This window comes from Streptomyces himalayensis subsp. himalayensis (genome assembly GCF_013778455.1).
Taxonomy (GTDB): Bacteria; Actinomycetota; Actinomycetes; order Streptomycetales; family Streptomycetaceae; genus Streptomyces; species Streptomyces himalayensis.
Genome location: NZ_JACEHE010000014.1, coordinates 13,981 through 32,933, shown reverse-complemented (window position 1 = coordinate 32,933; position 18,953 = coordinate 13,981). Strand labels below are relative to the sequence as shown.

Genomic DNA, 18,953 nt, shown 5'->3' with positions numbered 1-18,953 from the left:
AGCTACTAGGGCTTTTCGGCAACGCGGCGTGGGGGCACCTCCCAGCGTTAGCTGGGGGAGTGCGTGCCAGGCGTCGCGGGGCTGGGGGCACCTCCCAGCGGTAGCTGGGGGAGGGAGTTTGACGACAGGGCCTAGGCGCCTTGTCCGGGAGATCACAGACCATGTCGCAGGTCACGACGCGGCAGGTCCCGTGCCCCCTCGTACTCGGCTCCGGGCGCACGGGACCTTGTGACACTGTGCGTCAGAGCCGGATCAGCGGCTGTAACGCATCAGCGCACGCACCATGTGGCACGTGGTGTCCGACGGCGGGTGGATTCCTATGCGCTCCGCCGTGTTCCGGATCCGCTGGTTGTGCGCCTGGTTCGGCATGTAGACGCCCGAGTCGAGCAGGGCGATGGCGAGGCGCATGGCCTTGAGCCGGCGGTTGTGCGTGATGTACCACTCCCGCGGGCGTCCGGCGGGCAGCGGCCTCTTCTGTAGCGGTGCGTACGGAAGGTCGATCGGCAGGGTCGTCTGCATGAGTGCGGCAGCGGGCACGGGCATCCTCCTGTCGCCGTCGGGGCCCCTGGCGGGCACCCTCGAACACTTCTTCAATTCTACCGCCCACTACTGACAAAAGCCGCTGGCCACAAGGGATATGACGGTTCGTAGGATGCTGCGGCGGATGGTGCTCCGGGTGGTGCCGATGAGGCTCACGTACCGTGTGCGGCATGGAGATCTGGATCAATCCGGCCTGCTCGAAATGCCGCAGTGCGCTCACCCTGCTCGACGCGGAGGGCGCCGACTACACGGTGCGCCGCTACCTCGAGGACGTACCGACCGAGGACGAGATCCGCGATGTGCTCGGCAAGCTCGGCCTCGAACCCTGGGACATCACCCGCACCCAGGAGGCGATCGCCAAGGAGCTGAACCTCAAGGACCGTGAGGCCTGGCCGCGTGACGCCTCCGGCCGCGACCGGTGGATCAAGGCGCTGGCCGAGCATCCCAAGCTCATCCAGCGTCCGATCATCACGGCCGACGACGGGACGGCGGTGGTGGCGCGGACGGAGGAGGCGGTACGGGACGCGCTGTCGCGCTAGCAGCTGGACCGTTGTTGCTGTTTCTGATGTGACTGTTGAGCATCCTGGTCGGGTTACTCGTACGTAATGCCGAACGTACCCGCGTCCGGCCGCCGTCAGGGGCGGCCGGGGACAGGAGGCACGTATGTCGCGCAGGAAGACGCTCAGCCCGAGGAAGAAGATCGCGCTCCTGGTGAGCGCCGCCGCCGTCGCCGGCGGCGGGGCCTTCGCCATGGCGAGCACCAGCAACGCGGCACCGACGTCGGTGGTCTGCGACGGACTGGCCACGGCGCTCGCCAACAACCAGAAGTTTATCGACGGTCAACGGGCCGACCCCGATGCGCAGTCGGAGGCGCGGATCGCCAACCGGCTCGCGGTGATCGAGGAGATCAAGCGCAAGCAGGCGGCCTCAGGATGCGAGACGGAGGCAGGGGGAGGGGCGGCCGGTTCGGAGACGGGCGCGGGCGCCGGTGCGGATGCCGGTGCGGGCGCCGGCACGGGCACGGGTGCAGGTGCGGGCGCCGGATCGTCGGAGGAGACCGCCGCCCCCGCGGAGCCGGGCGCTCCTCAGGAGACCGCCGCCACTGAGGAACCCGGTGGCGGCGAAGAGGCAGGGGCCGGAGCCGTCGGCGAGGTCGTCTGCGCCGGTTCCACCGTGACGCTCTCCGGTGAAGGCGGGGCGCCCGCCGCGTCCAGCAACCAGTTCCCGGTCGGTACGCAACTGAAGGTGACGAACCTGGACAACGACAAGTCCACGACCGTCGAGGTCACCTCCGTGTCCGGCAGCTGCGCGCTCCTGAACAACGCGGCCTTCGAGCAGGTCCGCGAGCCCGGAAAGTTCCTGATCCGCAACGCCCGGATCGAGAAGGTGGGCTGACCGCCGGACGTGCCGGCCCGCCGCTCGCCGCCGCTCCGGGCGAGAGGCGGCAGGGCCGGCACGTCCGGTTCGCGCGGCCACGGGACATTTCGTGCGGGCCGTCCGGCTGCCTTACGGACTGACCGGTACGAACCTGCGCCCATCGCATACGAGCGGTCGGCGAGCCCAGCCTGCCCCGCTCACAGGTGGCGCATACGCGATCGCGAGGTGACTCACCGCACCGCACAGATCACAGGTGAACCCGGTAACACGGGGTTCACAATCGGGCAATGATCGGGAAATCGCCGGTTGACAGGCTGCCGAGTACACCGCAGCACCCGCAGCACGTTATGTCTGCGCCGTAGAAGACCCGAATGAGGATGTGGCCCGTGACGTTCAAGGCTGAGTACATCTGGATCGACGGCACCGAGCCGACGGCCAAGCTTCGTTCCAAGACGAAGATCCTGGCGGACGACGCCAAGGGTGCCGAGCTCCCCATCTGGGGCTTCGACGGGTCCAGCACCAACCAGGCCGAGGGCCACGCGTCGGACTGCGTGCTCAAGCCGGTCTTCTCCTGCCCGGACCCGATCCGCGGCGGTGACGACGTCCTCGTCCTGTGCGAGGTCCTCAACATCGACTTCACGCCGCACGCGTCCAACACGCGCGCCCAGCTGACCGAGGTCGCGGAGAAGTTCGCCGCGCAGGAGCCGATCTTCGGCATCGAGCAGGAGTACACGTTCTTCAAGGACGGCTACCCGCTCGGCTTCCCGAAGGGCGGCTTCCCGGCCCCGCAGGGCGGCTACTACTGCGGCGTCGGTTCCGACGAGATCTTCGGCCGCGACATCGTCGAGGCCCACCTCGAGAACTGCCTGAAGGCGGGCCTGGGCATCTCCGGCATCAACGCCGAGGTCATGCCGGGTCAGTGGGAGTTCCAGGTCGGCCCGCTGTCCCCGCTGGAGGTCTCCGACCAGCTGTGGGTGGCCCGCTGGCTGCTCTACCGCACCGCCGAGGACTTCGGCGTCGCCGCCACCCTCGACCCCAAGCCGGTCAAGGGCGACTGGAACGGCGCCGGCGCGCACACCAACTTCTCCACGAAGGCGATGCGCGAGGGCTACGACGCGATCATCACCGCGTGCGAGTCCCTGGGCGAGGGCTCTAAGCCGCTCGACCACGTCAAGAACTACGGCGCCGGCATCGACGACCGCCTGACCGGTCTGCACGAGACCGCCCCGTGGGACAAGTACAGCTACGGCGTCTCCAACCGTGGCGCCTCGGTCCGTATCCCGTGGCAGGTCGAGAAGGACGGCAAGGGTTACATCGAGGACCGCCGCCCGAACGCGAACGTCGACCCGTACACGGTGACGCGTCTGATCGTCGACACCTGCTGCACCGCTCTGGAGAAGGCCGGCCAGGTCTGATCCCACAGCTCTTCCGGACAGGGGCACCCGCCGAATCGGCGGGTGCCCCTGTCCCTTTTCCCTTTGTGGGCAAGGTCCGTTTCCCTTGTGGGGTCAGTTTGTGGGCGAGGTCCGCCTGTGGGCGGGGTCCGTATCAAAGGACGAGAACCCCGGCCGGAGGGCTGCTGCCCTCACCCGTCGTCTGCTTCAATGGGGGCATGGACGGCTTCCAGAACACCGCGACGGGTCATCGCGACCTCGAGCCCTTCTGGCCTTCCCGTCAGCACCACGACTTCGACCGGGTGTGTTGCCGCGCGTGAACGCGCAGGCCCTCTAAAGCCGTTCACCCGGCCTTCGGCCAGCGCGCACGACGTACGTCCCTCGACGACTGCTGCCACGGACGCGCAGTCCTCGACTCCCCCAGTGCCCTAAGGGCCTGGGAGGGGCCCCCAAGACGACTTCTCGCGCGAAAGAGCTGACCTCCCATGGCGAACACCCGTTCCTTCTCCACTGCCAACGCGACCACGGCCACCGCGGTCACCGCGGCCGCCGCTCCGGCCGCCGCACAGCACCCCGCCCGCCACCGGCTGCGAGCCGTCGACCGGGACGAGGTGGTGGACGTGGCCGACTTCCTGCCGCCGGGCGCCACATGGCTGCCCGCGCCTCAGCACACCCTGCCCACGCTGCCGGGCCGCCCGCCGATGATCGGTTACCTGGTCCTCGTACCGGCCGACCAGCAGGGCGTCCTGCCGTTTCCGGTACCGGAGGGCCAGGCCGAGCAGCCAAGCCGACGCCTCGTCGGTCAGCCCGCGGTGGCCGGCGCACAGGACCCGCACGACGCGCAGGAGACGCCCGAGCCCGGCACGCACGAGCAGAGCGAGGAGCTCGTGCGGATCGACACCGCCCAGCGCACCGCCGAGGTCGACGGACGGCCGCTCGACCTGACGTATCTCGAGTTCGAGCTGCTGGCCCATCTCGTCGCGCACCCGCACCGGGTGCACACCCGCGACCAGTTGGTGACCACCGTGTGGGGCTACGGGCACGTGGGCGACGGCCGCACCGTCGACGTCCACATCGCGCGGCTCCGGCGCAAGCTGGGTGCCCAGCACCGTCAGGCGATCCAGACGGTGCGGCGCGTCGGCTACAAGTACACGCCGCCCACGGCGGGTTGAGCCGCCGCTTCGGCTGCGCCTGGCGGATTCGTCCCTCAGCGGAATGGTTTCCCTGCGGGCGGAATCCGATGTCCCGTGGCGGGTGCCGGGGCAGAGTCACCGGCATGAGGCTTCTGATGCTGGGTGGTACGGAGTTCGCGGGGCGCGCCGTCACGGAGGCGGCGCTGGCGCGGGGCTGGGAGGTGACCGCCTTTCACCGCGGCCGCCATGCGGCTCCCTCGGGGCGCGCGTCCTGCACGGCGACCGCACGCAGCCAGGCGGCCTCGCGGCGCTCGCCGGGGGCGAGTGGGACGTGGTCGTCGACACCTGGTCGGCCGCGCCGAGCGCCGTGCGGGACAGCGCGACGCTGCTCGCGGACCGTGCCGGGGCCTACGTCTACGTGTCGAGCTGCTCGGTGTACACATGGCCGCCGGCGGCCGGTTACGCGGAGGACGCTCCGCTGGCCGCCGGCTCGCCCGACGCCGGGCAGACCGACTATGCGCAGGACAAACGGGGCGGCGAGCTGGCCGCGGTGGCGGCCTTCGGCGAGGACCGGTCGCTGCTGGTCCGGTCCGGGCTGATCCTCGGTCCGCACGAGAACATCGGCCGTCTCCCGTGGTGGCTGGCCCGAATCGCCCGGGGCGGGCCGGTTTTGGCGCCGGGCCCGCGCTCGCTGCCTCTGCAGTACGTCGACGTCCGGGACCTCGCCGAGTGGATCCTCGACGCGGCGGCGGCCGGGTTGAGCGGCCCGTACAACCTGGCGAGCCCGCAGGGGCACACCACGATGGGTGAACTGCTCGACACCTGCGTACGGGTCACGGGGGCCGCGGCGGAGCTGCGCTGGACGGATCCCGAGGTGATCCTCGGTGCCGGGATCGAGCCGTGGACTCAGCTGCCGGTCTGGGTTCCGCCGGGCAGCGAACTCCATGACGCGCTGCACGGCATCGATGTCTCCAAGGCGCTGGGTGCGGGGTTGCGGTGCCGTGGGGTCGTGGAGACGGTCGGCGACACGTGGGAGTGGCTGCGGTCCGTCGGGGGCACGGCTCCGCAGCGACCGGACCGCCCCGCGGTGGGGCTGGATCCGGTGGTGGAGGCGAAGGTACTGGGTAACTGACGCCGACGGAGGCGTTGCCCGCCGTCGGGGGTGCCGCTGTGCCGCCGTGCCACCGCTGGGGGTACCTGCACTGGGGTAGGCACGGCTGCCAACAGCGGCGGGCGGCGACCTCTGCCCACAACGGGCGGCGGGCAACCACCGTTCCTCCGCCGATTTCTGTGACGGCTGAACACCCGAGGGATGTCGTCCGTATGGAACGGAGCCGCTTCACTCCTGTCGGGCGCCTCGATGCCCCCGCAAGGAAGTCAGAGGAGTTCCATGGGACGCACATCGCGAAAACGCCGCTCCACCCTCGCCAACCGTGCGATTGCCGCCTCGGCGGCTCTCGTGCTGGGCGGTGGCGGACTGATCGCGGCGAATTTCTACGCCTCCGCACACGAGGAGAACTCGACACGGAGAAGCCAGACCACGGCCGCACAGGTGGCCACCATCGACTGCCCGGACGTCGGCAACCAGCTGACCGACGTACCGGACGGTGCACGCGAAGGGGTCGACGGCGAACTGGCCAACCTCGACCGCCAGATCACCGAGGCCTACAACCGCCTCGCCACGACCCGTGACGCGGCGTCCCGGGACCCGAACTTCGTCCAGAACGCCATTCTCGGTCCGCTGAAGGACAAGCGGGCGGCGGTCATCGACCGCCTCGAACTCATCATCAGCCGCGTCGGCGGCACTCCGCCCGCCAATCTGGACTCCCTCGCCCCCTGCACGGGACGCGCGGCGGACCAGCCGGAGACCAACGACGGGCAGGCCGGCGACGGCCAGGACCAGAACGGCGACGGCCAGAACCAGGACGGCGGCAACCAGGACGGCGACGGCCAGAACCAGGGCGACGGCGAACAGGGCCAGGACAACGGCGACCAGAACCAGGGCAACGGCGGTCAGGCCGGGAACGGACCCGTCGCCGACGACTTCGTCGACATCACCACCGTCCAGCCCAACGTCCAGAAGCCCCAGCGGGGTCAGAACGCGTCGCGGGGTTCCTTCACGAGTTCCTGCGGCACCAACGAGAACGGCAAGTTCAACACCGACAACGTGATCGTGGCGCCCGGCGTCAGCAACGGCGCGCACCACCTCCACGACTACGTCGGCAACCAGGCGAACGACGCCTTCGCCAACAACGACACGTTCGCGAACGGCGAGACCACCTGCGCCAACCAGGGCGACAAGTCCTCGTACTACTGGCCGGTGCTGCGCGTGCAGGACGGGACGAACGAGTTCGACGCCAACGCGGACGGCGGTGGCAAGGAGGGGAACGTCGGCCGGGTACTGCGTGCCGAGCAGGCGCAGATCAAGTTCGCCGGCAACCCGCAGAGCAAGGTCGTGGCCATGCCGAAGTTCCTGCGCATCATCACCGGTGACGCCAAGGCCTTCACCAACGGCGACGCGAACGCCAACGCCTCGTGGAGCTGCACCGGCTTCGAGGACCGTCAGCTCACGGACAAGTACCCGCTCTGCCCCGACGGCAGCAAGGTCGTGCGGACCTTCGACTTCCAGAGCTGCTGGGACGGTCAGAACATCGACAGCGCCAACCACCGTAGGCACGTGGCCTTCGCGGACGCGGCCACCGGGGCCTGCCCGGCGAACTTCAAGGCCATCCCGCAGCTGACGATGCGCCTGGTGTACGACGTGCAGCGGCCGGTGATCGAGAACGGGCAGGTGCAGAACCCGTTCGCCGTGGACGGTTTCCCCGAGCAGCTCCACAAGCCGATCACGGACCACGACGACTTCATCAACGTCTTCGACGAGAGCCTGATGAACAAGATGGTCAACTGCATCAACAGTGGCAGGAGTTGCCGCTGATCCGGCACCTGCTGCGAGGTGACGGCGGGCGGGCTTCCCGAGTTCCCGCCCGCCGCACCCCCCGATCCTGCGCGGTCAGCCCATGTGGTGACCGGAGTGCCCGTCCTCGCTCCCCCCACCACCGCTGCTCCCCGAGTGGTGCGAGGTCCCGGTCTCCACGGTCCCCCCGAGCCGGCCGCGCAGCGCTGTGACCACCTTCGCTTCACCGACGGCGACCCACTTGGGGCCGACGAGATACGAACCGCCGTAGTCCTTCGCCTGGTTGAGCCACTCGCGCTGGCCCCGGTCGGTGGCGAAGGTGGCGAGGACGAACCGGCCGTCGCCGTTCCTGCAGATGGCCTGGCGCAGCTCGTCCGCGTCCGTCTGGATGTCCGGCTTGCAGTCCACCTCGCCGGCCAGGTGCTCCAGGCTCCCGGTCGCGGTCTTCGGGGCGCCGTCTGGGTCTTCGCCCGCGCCGCAGCCGGTCAGCGCCAGCAGTACCACGGCTCCGGCAGCCGCAAGCCTCTCCCGCGTCAGCCTCATACGTTCCCTCCGGTTCCGTCCGGCGACTTTCCGTCCGGCGACTTCCGTCCGGCGTCTCTCCGTCCGGCGACTTCCGTCCGGCGACATGAACGTGGGCGGCCGAACCGGCCCACGCCGCCGGGACCCTCGTCGAGGGTCCCGCCTTCGATACGGCTCCCGCGCGCTGCGCGCTCAATCGGCGACCGTCTCCCGGGCATGACGACGGTGAGCAGGTCGTCGTGAGCGCGTAAATCCGGTGAACTCGCGGACAGACGCGTGCGAGTGTGAGCCCATGACCGCAGAACCAGTGGACCCGGCGGCCCCCGAGTCCGCTTGCCCCGCCCCCGCCGCGAGCCCGACCCCCGAGCCCCCGAGCACGGACTGGGAACAGCGAACGGCCGCAGCCTGGACCCGTCTCGACGAGCTGGACGAGGCGGAGTTCCGCGACCTGATCGACAAGCTCGTCGCCGAACTGCCCGCGGACAGCGCGATCGGCGCCTTCGAACGGGCCTGCGCCTTCGACTCGACCGGGCACTCCGACAAGGCCGTACCGCTGTACCAGGAGGCCCTGGAGCGCGGTCTCACCAGCATCCGCAGGCGCCGCGCCACGATCCAGCTGTCCAGTTCCCTACGGAACATCGGCCGGCCGGAGGAGGGCGTACGACTGCTCACACCCGAACTCGACGCCGAGTCGGACGAACTGGACGACGCCGTACGCGCGACCCTGGCGCTGTGCCTCGCCAACCTCGGCCGCGAGCGCGAGGGCCTCTCGCTCGTGCTCGGCGCACTGGCCCCGCATCTGCCCCGCTACCAGCGTTCGATGGCGAACTACGCGCGCCTGCTGGTGGAACCGGACAGCGACTGACGGCCGCGTAGATCTCCCCCGGCGCGGTCGGCAAAAGACCCTCGTGGAGGTCGGCCTGCGCCTCGCCGCAGCACCCAGGACGGCAGCCGCTGTTCCCTGGTGATGCGTTCTCCGCCTGCTTGAAGGCGGGCGTAATCGAACTGGTGGGTCCAGTCCTGACGCCGAAAGTCGGCGCGCACGGGCGCACAACGCGGGCACGGCCGGAGGAGGCTCGTGCGAGCTTCCGGTTGGCGGAGCAGCCAGACCCCGTGAGCATGGTGTGATGGCGGATGGAGAGCCGACCCGGTCGGCGCAGCACGAGCAGCGTGCGCTGAGGGTCTCGATGGCAGTCTCGGTGGCACTCTCGGTCGTGGCCCTGGTGTGGGGGCTCGCAGCCGGCTCGCAGGTGATCCTGCTCGACGGCGTCTACGCCATCCTCGGCCTGGGCCTGTCGTGGCTCTCGCTGCACGCCTCCCGTCTCTCCGCCGCCGGCCCGACGCCGCGATTCCCGTTCGGCCGGGAGTCGCTCGTGCCGCTGGTCGTGGGCGTGCAGGGTCTTGCACTGCTCGGGACGCTCGTCTACGCCGCCGTGGAGGCCATCCGGGTCATCCTCGACGGCGGGTCCGACGTGGCGGCCGGGGGCCTCGCCGCGTACGGAGTGGTGAGCGGACTCGCATGCCTCGCCGGGTATGGCTACCTGGTCCGGCGGGGTCCGCGGTCGGACCTGATCCGGGCGGAGGCGGCGGTCTGGCTCGCGGGCGCCGTGACCAGCCTTGTCATCGCGGTCGGCGGCGTGGTGGCGCTCCTGCTGGGTAGGACGGCGTGGCGCGGCGCGGAGGCGTACGCCGACTCGGTGCTGGTCCTGGTGAGCTGTGTGATGCTCGCCCGGCTGCCCGTGCGCATGCTCCGCCAGGCCGCGTCCGAGCTGCTGGAGTCCGCGCCGGAACCGGCCGTGCAGCAGCTGATCCGCGACGTCGTCGAACGGGTGCGGGCCGCCGAAGGGCTTCCCGAGCCGGTGCTGCGCACCAGCAAGGTCGGCCACAAGCTCTACGTCGAGGTCGGCTTCCTGGTGCCGCCGGGCCGCTGGGACGTCGCGGACGAGGACCGCGTGCGGCGGACGCTGCGCGACGGGCTCGCCGCCCTGCCCTACGAACCGTGGAGCGTCGTCGAGGTCACCACGGATCCCGAGTTGGTGCTCTGAAGCGCTCCGGACCAGCGCCGGACGACACGACGCAAGCCGCGCCGACGCTGGCCGCTACGACGATCTGGTCCCGCCGGTGCGGACTGCATTGGCTCTCACACCGCCCATGGGGCCGCGGCAGAACGCGACAGCCCGCCACGGCGGCAAGGGACACGCCCGGGTTAACCCGCCAAGGTGACCATCCGACGATTCGCTCGTTTTGCTGAACGTGCAGCCACAGGACGTCGCCACCCTCCCGGATCACGCCCGCGGCCAGGCCGTCGCGGTGGAGCAGGCCGAGGCCGCGCTCGTCGAGCACTATGCGCGGCTCGTCAGACTCGCCTATCTGGTGCTGCCGCCGAGCCTGGGCCCGGGCCGCCGGGTGCTGACGGCCCACGCGGTCACCCAGCGTGCGCTGCCCCGGGGCCGCGCCGCGGACGTGCCGGACGCTCCCGCGGCCTCCCCCAGTACGTTGAGGGCCTGGGAGGTACCCCCGCAGGCAGCGCGGTCCGGCGCGGGCGCGGGCCGCAACGGCGATCCGGGCTACGCCTACCTGAGGCTCCAGGTTCTGCGTACCGCGCTCAGGGCAGGACGGCCGTTCAGCTGGCGGACATGGCCCAGGCGTGCCCACCTGCCGCCGCTGCTGCCGCAGGTGTGGGGGCTGCGGTTGTTCCCCCGGTCGGGCAGCGCCGCCGAACTCGCCCTCGACCAGCGCCTGTCCGCGCTCTCCGCACCCGCCCGCGCCGCCTATGTGCTGCGTGGACTCGAGCGGCTCACCGACGCCGACGTGGTCGCGGTGCTCGCCTCGGCCGGGACCGCCGACCCGGGCGCCGCGCTCAGGGAGGCCGACGGGCTGGAGGCCCGGTACGAACTGCTGGAGTCCTCGGAGTTCGACCCGTGTTCCCTGCAGGCCCGGCCGACGGATCTCGTGCGGCGCAGGCACCATATGAAGGCGGCCGCCGCGGCCACGGCCGCCGTGCTGGTGTGCGTGGCGCTGCTCGCGATGCCGGGCAGCGGCTGGGGCCCGGACGGCGCGGCGGCTCCGCCGTACGCACAGAACCCCGCCGCCGAGGCCGCCCTCGATCCCGCCAAGCTCACCAAGGTCGCGCCCACGGCCTGGAAGCGGTCCGCGCGCACGGACTTCTCGGCGTGGCCCGCGCGCGGCAACCTCGCCGGTGACCGGACGCTGCTGCGCCGCGCCCTCGCGGTGTGGGCGCGGCCCGGCCCGTCCGTCCAGGTGTCCGCAACGCCCGGCACCCCGGCGGGCGCACCGCCGGGCCCTGCGCAACTGCTCTACGCGGGCGAGGTGGACGAGGCCCGCGTGGTGCTGCTGCACGACGGGCTGCGCATCGTGCGGTACGCGGAGCCGAAGAACGGCACGAGCGGCGCCGCGCTGGACTTCGCCCGGGTCGACGGGGCGACCGCGCAGGAGGCGAACGCCGTGGTGGTCGCCAGGGCCGACGGCAACGTCCGCTATCTCACGGCGCCCTGGGTGTCCGCGACCTCCCTGCGCGACCTGCTGAAGCCCGACGCCGAGCCGCTCGAACTGGGCCGGTCCCCCGACGGCGTCACCGATCCGCTCGCCGGTCCCACGCGGGCCGGCGCCTGCCGCTCGTGGAACGTGCTCCAGGTGCAGCACGACGCGTCGACACGACTGATGACCGACCTCGGCGAACTCGTACCCGCGCATCTCACCTCCGGCCGCCCCGAGACACCGCGCGAGGCGACCGGCCCCCTGTCGCTCGCCGGCTGGGCGCGCACCGCCTGCTCGCTCGCCGCGGTGCGCTCCCACGGCGTGCGGTCGGTGAACCTCTGGCAGTACGCCCGGCAGCAACTGCCCGAGGGAAACGGCGCCGCGACCTGGATGTGCACCCGGGCCGAGACCTGGCGCGGCACCGGCAGCCGCGTCCTCGCCCACTTCCTGGAGCCGGGCCAGGCTGCCGGGGCGGTCGCGGCGAAGGCCGAGGACTCCACCGACTGCGGCATGCGCGAGCCGCACGTCCTGGCGGGCGTGCTGTGGAAGTCGCAGTCCGGGGCGTGGTATTTGCTGGCCGCAGGAAGCAGGCAGGTGGTCTCGGTCCAAGCCACGGGAGCGGTGAGCGGCAGCGCCCGGGGCCATGTGCTGTCCGTACGGACGCAGCAGGGAGCCCAGGTCGGCCTGAGGGGACAACTCGCGAACGGCAGGGGCATCTCAGCGCTGCGCTAACCATCGCTGCGCTGCGCTGAGCCATCTCTGCGCTGCGCTGAGACATCTCATTGCTGCGCTGACGCGTGCGAATGTCGCACAGTGAACAACTCGTGCCGGAACCATGGGGAGTCATGGCTGATCCCGTGAGGACATGAGGGTGGTCGGATCGCTAGGGTGTTCGTATGACAACCGGGGTGCGCCGCAGAATGGGAGTCGAGGAGCGGCGACGGCAGTTGATCGGGGTCGCACTCGAACTGTTCAGTCAGCGCTCGCCCGACGACGTCTCGATCGACGAGATCGCGTCCGCGGCAGGCATTTCGCGCCCTCTCGTCTACCACTACTTCCCCGGCAAACTCAGCCTGTACGAGGCGGCGTTGAAGCGTGCCGCCGACGACCTCGCCGACCGCTTCTCGGAGCCCCACGAAGGCCCCCTCGGGACACGGCTGCACCAGGTCATGGGCCGCTTCTTCGACTTCGTCGACGAGCACGGGCCCGGCTTCTCCGCACTGATGCGCGGCGGGCCGGCCGTCCCCGCAGGCGAAGCCTCCGCGGTGAACACGGCGTCGACCACCACCGCACTCATCGACTCGGTGCGGCAGGCGGCGTACGAGCAGATCCTCGAGCATCTCGGGATCAGCGAACCGCCCGCGCGCCTCGAACTGGTCGTACGCTCCTGGATCTCGCTCGCCGAGGCGACCGCACTGATATGGCTGGACGGCCGCCGCATCCCGCGCCCCGAGCTGGAGATGCAGCTCGTGCACGACTTCGCGGCACTGACGGCGGTGAGCGCCGCGTACGACGCGGAGATGGCGGACGTGCTGCGGCGCCTTCTTGCGGACGAACCGGCCGACGGTCCGTTCGGCGATCTGATCGGCCGGCTGACCGCACTGGCGCCTCAGCTCTCCTGAGTCATCCTTCCTCGTACTTCCGGTATGAGTCGTCGAGGTCGCGCACCTCGGCGGAGACATGCAGCGCCAGCCCCTCGGCCGGCTTCAGGAACTGCCGTATGAGGTCGAGCACCCCCTCCGTGAGCCGCGCCTTGGTCTCCTCCGAGCGGCCCGCGAGCAGGCCGATGGTGACGTGCACGACGGCGTGGCCGTCCGCCGTGTCCCCGACCACGGTCTCGTCGGCGGGACGGAAGGCGATCTTGCAGTTCTCGATCTTGGCGGCCGCCACCTCGACGACCAGCGGATTCAGGGCGAGCCCGAAACCCCGCCGGTCGAAGACGTCGGTCAGCTGCGCGGAATGGTCAACGGTGATCTGTGGCATGGGTTCATCCTCGCGCATCCCACCGACAACGGCAGAAAGGGGGCGGGCCCGCAGGACCCGCCCCCCTTCCTGACACACCGGCTACAAGGCTCGGCTATCCCGCCGCGGTGAACACGGCGACCGTACGGCCCGGCACCGTGAAGGTCCCCGAGCCCGTCTCGTACGCGGCGTTCTTGACGACATCGTCCGCGCCCGCGGCCTGGACGGGGTGCAGCGCGTACTCCGTCCCCGCCAGCGCGCCGAGGCGCTGGGACTGCCGCTCAGGCGTGGCGTTGAAGACGACGACCAGGTCACCGAGGCGCATCGTGACGACGCCCGGCGTCTCGTCCTTCCCCGACAGCGGGAAGGAGAGCTTGGACTGCACCTCACCGGCCGTGGAGAGTCCGAAGACGTCCTCCGTCGCACGGATCTTCAGCAGATCCTGGTACGCGGCCGACGCGCCGTTGATCTGGGCGCAGCCCACCGTGAGCGTGGAGGCGGTGAGCAGCGGCTGGGCGTAGGGCCACTTGGACTTGTTGTCGGCCGCGGGCGGCAGTCCCCGTCCGAAGCCGTTGCCGTCGGCGCAGTCCCAGTGGATGGCGTTGAACCAGTCCCCGCTGTCGTAGGAGTTGCGGTCCAGGGACTTGGAGCGCAGCAGGTCGGAGCCGGCCTGGGACAGCGCCGGGCCCTGCGACAGGGTGGCCGTCGCCATGGCGAGCACCTGCATGCGGGCCCGGTCGGCTGCGCTCACGGATGCGGGCAGCTTGTACGCGAGCGCGTCGTACAGCGTCTCGTTGTCGTGCGCGTCGGCGTACGCGAGGGCGTCGCCGGGCGCTTCCGCGTATCCGGCGGGCGAACCGTTGTAGTCGACCTCGGAGCCCTTGACCTCCTTGCCGCTGGAGTCGGTGAACATGTAGTCGGCGAGGTTGCCGGAGAGCCCGACCTTGATCAGGTCCTGGTAATGCAGCAGGCGGGCCTTCTGCTCGGCCTCGGTGCCGTTGGCCTTGGAGGAGTTGGGCTCGGTGTACAGGCCGGACGCGAAGCCCTGGACACCCGGGTCCTCGTCGAACGGGCCGCCGCCGCGGACGGCGTCACGCGCCCGGTCCGAGAAGGTCGCGATGCCCGTGCCCGCCATGTTCTTCTGCGTGGCCTGCTCGAAGCGGGCGTCGTCGGCGATCTCGCCGAAGTTCCAGCCCTCGCCGTAGAGGATGATCTTCTTGCCGTCGACGCCGTCCTTCTCGAGGGTCAGCGCGTCGAGGGCCTTGCGGACCGCCAGGATGTTGGCCTTCGGGTGGTGCCCCATGAGGTCGAAGCGGAACCCGTCGACCTTGTACTCCTTCGCCCAGGTGACGATCGAGTCGACGACGAGCTTGCCCATCATGGCGTTCTCGGGCGCGGTGTTGGCGCAGCAGGTGGAGTTGGCCACGGACCCGTCGGCGAGCAGCCGCTGGTAGTAGCCCGGCACGATCCGGTCGAGGACGGAGGTCTTCGCCTGCCCGCTCGCGGCGGTGTGGTTGTAGACGACGTCCATGACGACCCGCAGGCCGTCATCGTTCAGCGCCTCGACCATCTTCCGGAACTCGACGGTGCGCTCGGTCCCGTCCGGATCGGTCGCGTACGAGCCCTCGGGCACCGTGTAGTGGTACGGGTCGTAGCCCCAGTTGTAGGCGTCCTTGGCGGCGATCTTCGCCACGCACTCCTGCTGCTTCTCGGAGTCCGCGGGGTACGACGCGAGGTCGCAGTCGGTCGTCGCCTGGTCGGACTTCTTCTCGGGGATCGTGGCGATGTCGAACGCCGGCAGCAGATGGACGTACGAGGTACCGGCCTCGGCGAGCTTCCGCAGATGCTTCGAGCCCTTGCTGTCCTTGTCGGTGAAGGCGAGATACGTGCCCGGGTGCCCCGAGGTGCTGTCCTCGACGGAGAAATCGCGGATGTGCAGCTCCTGGATCTGTGCGTCCTTCAGCGCCACGGCCTTCGGCTTCCGCAGGGACGACCAGCCGGACGGGGCGAGGGACGGGTCGCCGAGGTCGACGACGAGGCTCTGCTCGGAGTCGGCGGTGAGGGCCACCGCGTACGGGTCCGTGACCTTGTTCGTGACGATCTTCTGGGCGGAAGGCGCCCAGACATCGACTACGTACCGGTACGGCTTGCCCTTCCAGGACTTCGGGCCGGTGACCGACCAGACCCCGGTCGAGGCGTCCCGCTTCATGGGCACGGAGGTGCCGTCGAGCTCCAGGGCGACCTTCTGGGCGGTGGGCGCCCACACGGACAGCGTCGGCTTTCCGTCGTGGAAGACCGGCCCGAGGTCCGCCTTCGTCGCTCCGGAATCGGCGTACACGTCGTCGAGCACGCCAGCGATCTGGACGCCCGTCGCCGCGAGCACGGCACCGTTGGCCGCCCGCTGCGAGGCGACGATCTGGCCGCGCAGCGCATCACGCACCCGGTCGCGGTCGCGCGGGTCGACGGACCAGGCGGTGTAGTCCTTGAGGTGCGGGAACCTCTCCTTCTGGGCGTCGGTGAGCGTGGTCTTGTCGAGCCGCAGCCAGCGCTCGTCGGTGCTGGTCAGCGTCCCGTGTTCGGCGGCGATGGAACCGGTGCGGGAGTACAGCAGCTGGGTGGAGGCGGCCGCATCGCTGCCGTTCCAGGCGACGGTGTTCCGGTCGATCCACACCGCCTTGGAGGTGGTCAGGTCGAGCGCGGCCGCGGAGCCCTCCGCCCCCGGCAGCAGGTATTTCTCCTGGCCGTTCACGAGCCATACCTCGTAGCCGCTGGCCGCGATGTCCAGTGACTGGTCGGTGGGCAGGTCCTTCTCGTCGCCCTTGTGGACGATGTAGCTGAGGCTGGTGGCACCCTCGGCGAGCGGCACCTCGAAGACAGCGCCATAGGCATCAGTCTTCACCGGCTGCAGCGGCTTCGACCAGTCGGTGGGGTTCGCGGCACCGGTCCAGACGTGCAGGCCCCAGCCGTCGTAGTCGCCGTCGGCGCGGTGGTAGTGCAGGGTCGCCTTGGTCTTGTCCGGCGCCGGGTACTCGGCGTCGGGCCGTTCCGTCCGTACGGCCTCCATGCCCTGCTCGACCCAGACCTCACCCGTCTTGGTGACGTCGATCGAGCGGTCGGCGGAGACGTCCTTGTTGCCGTCCTTGTCGATGACCAGGAAGCCCACATTCGAGGCGCCCGGCTTCAGCTTCACCCAGGCGAAGGCGCCGTACGCGTCCCGGCCGACGAAGTCGTGCCCGTCCGGCCAGGTGGTCGCCTCGCCGTCGGCGATGTCGCCCCAGGCGTACAGGCGCCAGTCGGTGTAGTCGCCGTCCGCGCGCTTGTAGTGGACGATCGCGTGGTCGCGCGAGGAGGCCGTCGGGATCTCCTCGGCGGGCGGCGTCCCGGTCGTACTGCCGGCCGTGGCGCTCGCGGTGCGTCCCGCCGAGTCGATGACGACCGCCTTGTAGCGCAGGGCGGTTCCGGCCGGCAGGTCCTTGTCGAGGATCTGGGTGACCTTGTACGGGGCGTGGTCGACGGAACCGAGGGTCTGCCACTTGCCGTCGCCGACCTGGGCGGCGAATACCACGCGGTTGAGCTGCCCACCGTCGATGTCGACGGAGGGCTCGACGGTGCCGGTGGCGCCATCGGCCGGGGCCTTCAGGGTGATCGACGGCTTGGCGGCAGGATCGGCGACCTTGCCGGCCGCCTTGAAGACGACCGCGGAACCGGCGTGGACGGTGACGGTGACCTTCTGGTCTCCGTCGCTGGTCACAGAGGCGTCCGTGCCGTAGATCCCGCGGAAGGCCATGTCCGCGGAGCCGGTCGCGAAGGTCGCCGTCTTCGCCTCGTCAGCGTTGTTCACGGCGACCACGTACTCGGTGCCGCTCTTCGCGTCCGTACGCGAGAAGGCGTACACACCGGCGCCGTCGGCCGCGTACCGCTCCGTCTGGACGCCGTCCGCGAGCGCAGGGTTGTCCTTGCGCAGCTCGGAGAGAGCAGCGATCGCCTTGTAGAGCGGTGCACTCGTGTCGTACGCGTCGTCGGCGTGGGTACGGTCAGTGCCCAGTTGGTCGTCGTCGAGGTAGTCGTCGACCTTGGAGGCGAAGAGAGTCTGGCGGGCGTCCTTGTCGCCGCCCGCGCCCGTGAAGCCCTGTTCGTCGCCGTAGTAGACGACGGGATTGCCGCGGCTGAGGAACATCAGCTCGTTGGCGAGCTTGTCCTTGCGCACCAGCTCGGCGTCGCTCGCGCCCGGGTTGTCCTGCTTCAGGAAGGTCCCCATGCGGCCCATGTCGTGGTTGCCGAGGAAGGTGACCTGCTCGTACGCGTTGGCCTTGTCCGTCGCGTACTTGTAGTCGTCGCCGAAGACGTCGGCCAGCTTCTTCGCGCTCCCGCCCTGGGACGCGTACGCGCGGGCGGCGTCCTGGAACGGGAAGTCGAGGGTCGAGTCGAGACGGCCCTGGGTGACGTACGGAGAGGTGACGGACGTGTCCGCGGAGTACACCTCGCCGAACATGAAGAAGTCGTCGCGGCCCTGCTGAGCTGCGTACTTGTCGAGAGCCGTGGCCCACTGGGTCCAGAACTCCATGTTGACGTGCTTCACGGTGTCGATCCGGAAGCCGTCGATATCGAAGTCCCTGACCCACCGCTCGTAGATCTTCTCCATGCCCGTGACGACCTCGGGCCGCTCGGTCCACAGGTCGTCGAGGCCGACGAAGTCGCCGTACGTGGCGTTCTCGCCGGACCAGGTGGAGTCGCCGCGGTTGTGGTACATCGACGGGTCGTTGAGCCACGACGGGACCTTGAGGTCCTTCTTGGCGTCCGGCACGACGGGCGTGCGGGGGAAGGTGCCCGCGTCAGTCCGGGGGAAGCCCTGGCCGCCAGCTGCGTAGTCCGCGTCGTCGAAGGGCTCGCCGTCCTTCGTCAGATAGGGGAAGGCGCCCTTGGAGAGGTAGCTGTAGGACTTCTCCTTGTAGTCGACGACGTCGGCGGTGTGGTTCGTGATGACGTCGAAGAAGACCTTCATGCCCTTGGAGTGGGCCTTGTCGATCAGTCTCTCAAGGTCTTCGTTGGTGCCGAAGTGCGGGTCGACCTGGGTGAAGTCGGTGATCCAGTAGCCGTGGTAGCCGGCAGACGCGTCCTTGCCCTCGCCCTGCACGGGCTGGTTCTTGAAGATCGGCGCCATCCAGATGGCGGTGGTGCCGAGGCCCTTGATGTAGTCGAGCTTCTTCGTCAGGCCCTTGAGGTCGCCGCCCTGGTAGAAGCCCTTGTCCGCCGGGTCGTAGCCGGTCGCAAGGCGCGAACCGGTCAGCCCTCCACGGTCGTTGGAGGGGTCACCGTTGGCGAAACGGTCCGGCAGGACGAAGTAGAACTGCTCACGGGTGAGGTCGTGGCGAGCGGGCTCGGCGGCGAGCGCCGCGTCGGACGGCGGCGGCGGAGTCGCTGCAGCCGCCGTCGGCAGAGCGGGCACCAGCGCGGCGCACAACGCGGCCGCGACGGCGGCCGCGGTTCTTCGCGCGAGGCGCGGACGCGGCGAGGAGGGGCGTATCAAGGCGCGCAAGGCAAGAACTCCTTGGATGTACGAGGAGATACAGGAAAAAAGGCCGCCCGGCGCGAGCGGGGAAGGAGCGCCGGGCG

At 70.1% G+C, this 18,953-nt stretch carries 14 protein-coding genes and 1 pseudogene; 10 read left to right on the top strand and 5 right to left on the bottom strand.

What is annotated here, in order from left to right; all coding sequences use genetic code 11:
• Positions 1-252: 252 nt before the first annotated feature.
• Positions 253-543 (bottom strand): hypothetical protein, encoded by a 291-nt coding sequence (locus H1D24_RS22435; RefSeq protein WP_181659447.1) that lies wholly within the window; start codon positions 541-543, stop codon positions 253-255.
• A 167-nt stretch (positions 544-710) separates the two neighbouring features.
• Here H1D24_RS22435 and H1D24_RS22430 point away from each other — a divergent pair, with 167 nt between their 5' ends.
• The 3 genes from H1D24_RS22430 to glnII all read left to right on the top strand — a co-directional run bounded on the left by H1D24_RS22430 (position 711) and on the right by glnII (position 3,332).
• Entirely contained in the window at positions 711-1,079 is a 369-nt protein-coding gene (locus H1D24_RS22430) for an arsenate reductase family protein (protein WP_181659446.1), read from the top strand.
• Positions 1,080-1,203: 124 nt separating this feature from the next.
• Positions 1,204-1,935: an SCO2207 family protein gene (locus H1D24_RS22425; protein WP_181659445.1), complete on the top strand. Its 732-nt coding sequence runs from the start codon at positions 1,204-1,206 to the stop codon at positions 1,933-1,935.
• Between the two features lie 368 nt (positions 1,936-2,303).
• Positions 2,304-3,332, top strand: coding sequence for a glutamine synthetase (glnII, locus tag H1D24_RS22420; RefSeq protein ID WP_181659444.1), 1,029 nt, complete (start codon positions 2,304-2,306; stop codon positions 3,330-3,332).
• A 170-nt stretch (positions 3,333-3,502) separates the two neighbouring features.
• Here the strand turns inward: glnII and H1D24_RS22415 are convergent, their stop codons facing one another.
• On the bottom strand, positions 3,503-3,709 hold the full coding sequence (locus tag H1D24_RS22415) for a hypothetical protein (RefSeq protein ID WP_181659443.1): 207 nt from the start codon (positions 3,707-3,709) through the stop codon (positions 3,503-3,505).
• Positions 3,710-3,796: 87 nt separating this feature from the next.
• Here H1D24_RS22415 and H1D24_RS22410 point away from each other — a divergent pair, with 87 nt between their 5' ends.
• From H1D24_RS22410 to H1D24_RS22400, 3 genes and pseudogenes are all read left to right on the top strand, one after another.
• Positions 3,797-4,483 carry a winged helix-turn-helix domain-containing protein gene (locus H1D24_RS22410; protein WP_181659442.1) on the top strand — a complete coding sequence of 229 codons (687 nt, stop codon included), beginning with the start codon at positions 3,797-3,799 and terminating at the stop codon, positions 4,481-4,483.
• Between the two features lie 104 nt (positions 4,484-4,587).
• Positions 4,588-5,576 (top strand): annotated as a pseudogene (locus tag H1D24_RS22405) (NAD-dependent epimerase/dehydratase family protein).
• A 258-nt stretch (positions 5,577-5,834) separates the two neighbouring features.
• A complete protein-coding gene (locus H1D24_RS22400) occupies positions 5,835-7,379 on the top strand; it encodes a DUF1996 domain-containing protein (protein ID WP_181659441.1) in 1,545 nt (514 codons plus the stop codon).
• Positions 7,380-7,454: 75 nt separating this feature from the next.
• Here H1D24_RS22400 and H1D24_RS22395 read toward each other — a convergent pair whose 3' ends face one another.
• Positions 7,455-7,901, bottom strand: a complete 447-nt coding sequence (locus H1D24_RS22395; RefSeq protein WP_181659440.1) for a phage major capsid protein — start codon at positions 7,899-7,901, stop codon at positions 7,455-7,457.
• Between the two features lie 271 nt (positions 7,902-8,172).
• Here H1D24_RS22395 and H1D24_RS22390 point away from each other — a divergent pair, with 271 nt between their 5' ends.
• The 4 genes from H1D24_RS22390 to H1D24_RS22375 all read left to right on the top strand — a co-directional run bounded on the left by H1D24_RS22390 (position 8,173) and on the right by H1D24_RS22375 (position 13,000).
• A complete protein-coding gene (locus H1D24_RS22390; RefSeq protein ID WP_181659439.1) occupies positions 8,173-8,745 on the top strand; it encodes a tetratricopeptide repeat protein in 573 nt (190 codons plus the stop codon).
• 262 nt (positions 8,746-9,007) lie between these two features.
• The gene (locus H1D24_RS22385; protein WP_181659438.1) at positions 9,008-9,925 is read left to right on the top strand and encodes a cation efflux transmembrane domain-containing protein; all 918 of its coding nucleotides are present in this window, start codon (positions 9,008-9,010) and stop codon (positions 9,923-9,925) included.
• 208 nt (positions 9,926-10,133) lie between these two features.
• Positions 10,134-12,110, top strand: coding sequence for a hypothetical protein (locus H1D24_RS22380; RefSeq protein ID WP_309484409.1), 1,977 nt, complete (start codon positions 10,134-10,136; stop codon positions 12,108-12,110).
• A 164-nt stretch (positions 12,111-12,274) separates the two neighbouring features.
• Entirely contained in the window at positions 12,275-13,000 is a 726-nt protein-coding gene (locus H1D24_RS22375; protein ID WP_181659436.1) for a TetR/AcrR family transcriptional regulator, read from the top strand.
• A 1-nt stretch (position 13,001) separates the two neighbouring features.
• Here H1D24_RS22375 and H1D24_RS22370 read toward each other — a convergent pair whose 3' ends face one another.
• Both H1D24_RS22370 and pulA read right to left on the bottom strand, forming a co-directional pair.
• Positions 13,002-13,361, bottom strand: coding sequence for a 5-carboxymethyl-2-hydroxymuconate Delta-isomerase (locus H1D24_RS22370; RefSeq protein WP_181659435.1), 360 nt, complete (start codon positions 13,359-13,361; stop codon positions 13,002-13,004).
• A 94-nt stretch (positions 13,362-13,455) separates the two neighbouring features.
• Positions 13,456-18,876, bottom strand: a complete 5,421-nt coding sequence (pulA, locus tag H1D24_RS22365; RefSeq protein ID WP_181659434.1) for a pullulanase-type alpha-1,6-glucosidase — start codon at positions 18,874-18,876, stop codon at positions 13,456-13,458.
• Positions 18,877-18,953 lie beyond the last annotated feature (77 nt).

Excerpts from the sequence above, each read along its gene's own strand:
- H1D24_RS22390 (WP_181659439.1), top strand. The coding sequence starts at position 8,173 with ATGACCGCAGAACCAGTGGACCCGGCGGCCCCCGAGTCCGCTTGCCCC.
- H1D24_RS22395 (WP_181659440.1), bottom strand. The coding sequence starts at position 7,901 with ATGAGGCTGACGCGGGAGAGGCTTGCGGCTGCCGGAGCCGTGGTACTG.
- H1D24_RS22435 (WP_181659447.1), bottom strand. The coding sequence starts at position 543 with ATGCCCGTGCCCGCTGCCGCACTCATGCAGACGACCCTGCCGATCGAC.
- H1D24_RS22430 (WP_181659446.1), top strand. The coding sequence starts at position 711 with ATGGAGATCTGGATCAATCCGGCCTGCTCGAAATGCCGCAGTGCGCTC.
- H1D24_RS22370 (WP_181659435.1), bottom strand. The coding sequence starts at position 13,361 with ATGCCACAGATCACCGTTGACCATTCCGCGCAGCTGACCGACGTCTTC.
- H1D24_RS22410 (WP_181659442.1), top strand. The coding sequence starts at position 3,797 with ATGGCGAACACCCGTTCCTTCTCCACTGCCAACGCGACCACGGCCACC.
- H1D24_RS22375 (WP_181659436.1), top strand. The coding sequence starts at position 12,275 with ATGACAACCGGGGTGCGCCGCAGAATGGGAGTCGAGGAGCGGCGACGG.
- H1D24_RS22425 (WP_181659445.1), top strand. The coding sequence starts at position 1,204 with ATGTCGCGCAGGAAGACGCTCAGCCCGAGGAAGAAGATCGCGCTCCTG.
- H1D24_RS22400 (WP_181659441.1), top strand. The coding sequence starts at position 5,835 with ATGGGACGCACATCGCGAAAACGCCGCTCCACCCTCGCCAACCGTGCG.
- H1D24_RS22385 (WP_181659438.1), top strand. The coding sequence starts at position 9,008 with ATGGCGGATGGAGAGCCGACCCGGTCGGCGCAGCACGAGCAGCGTGCG.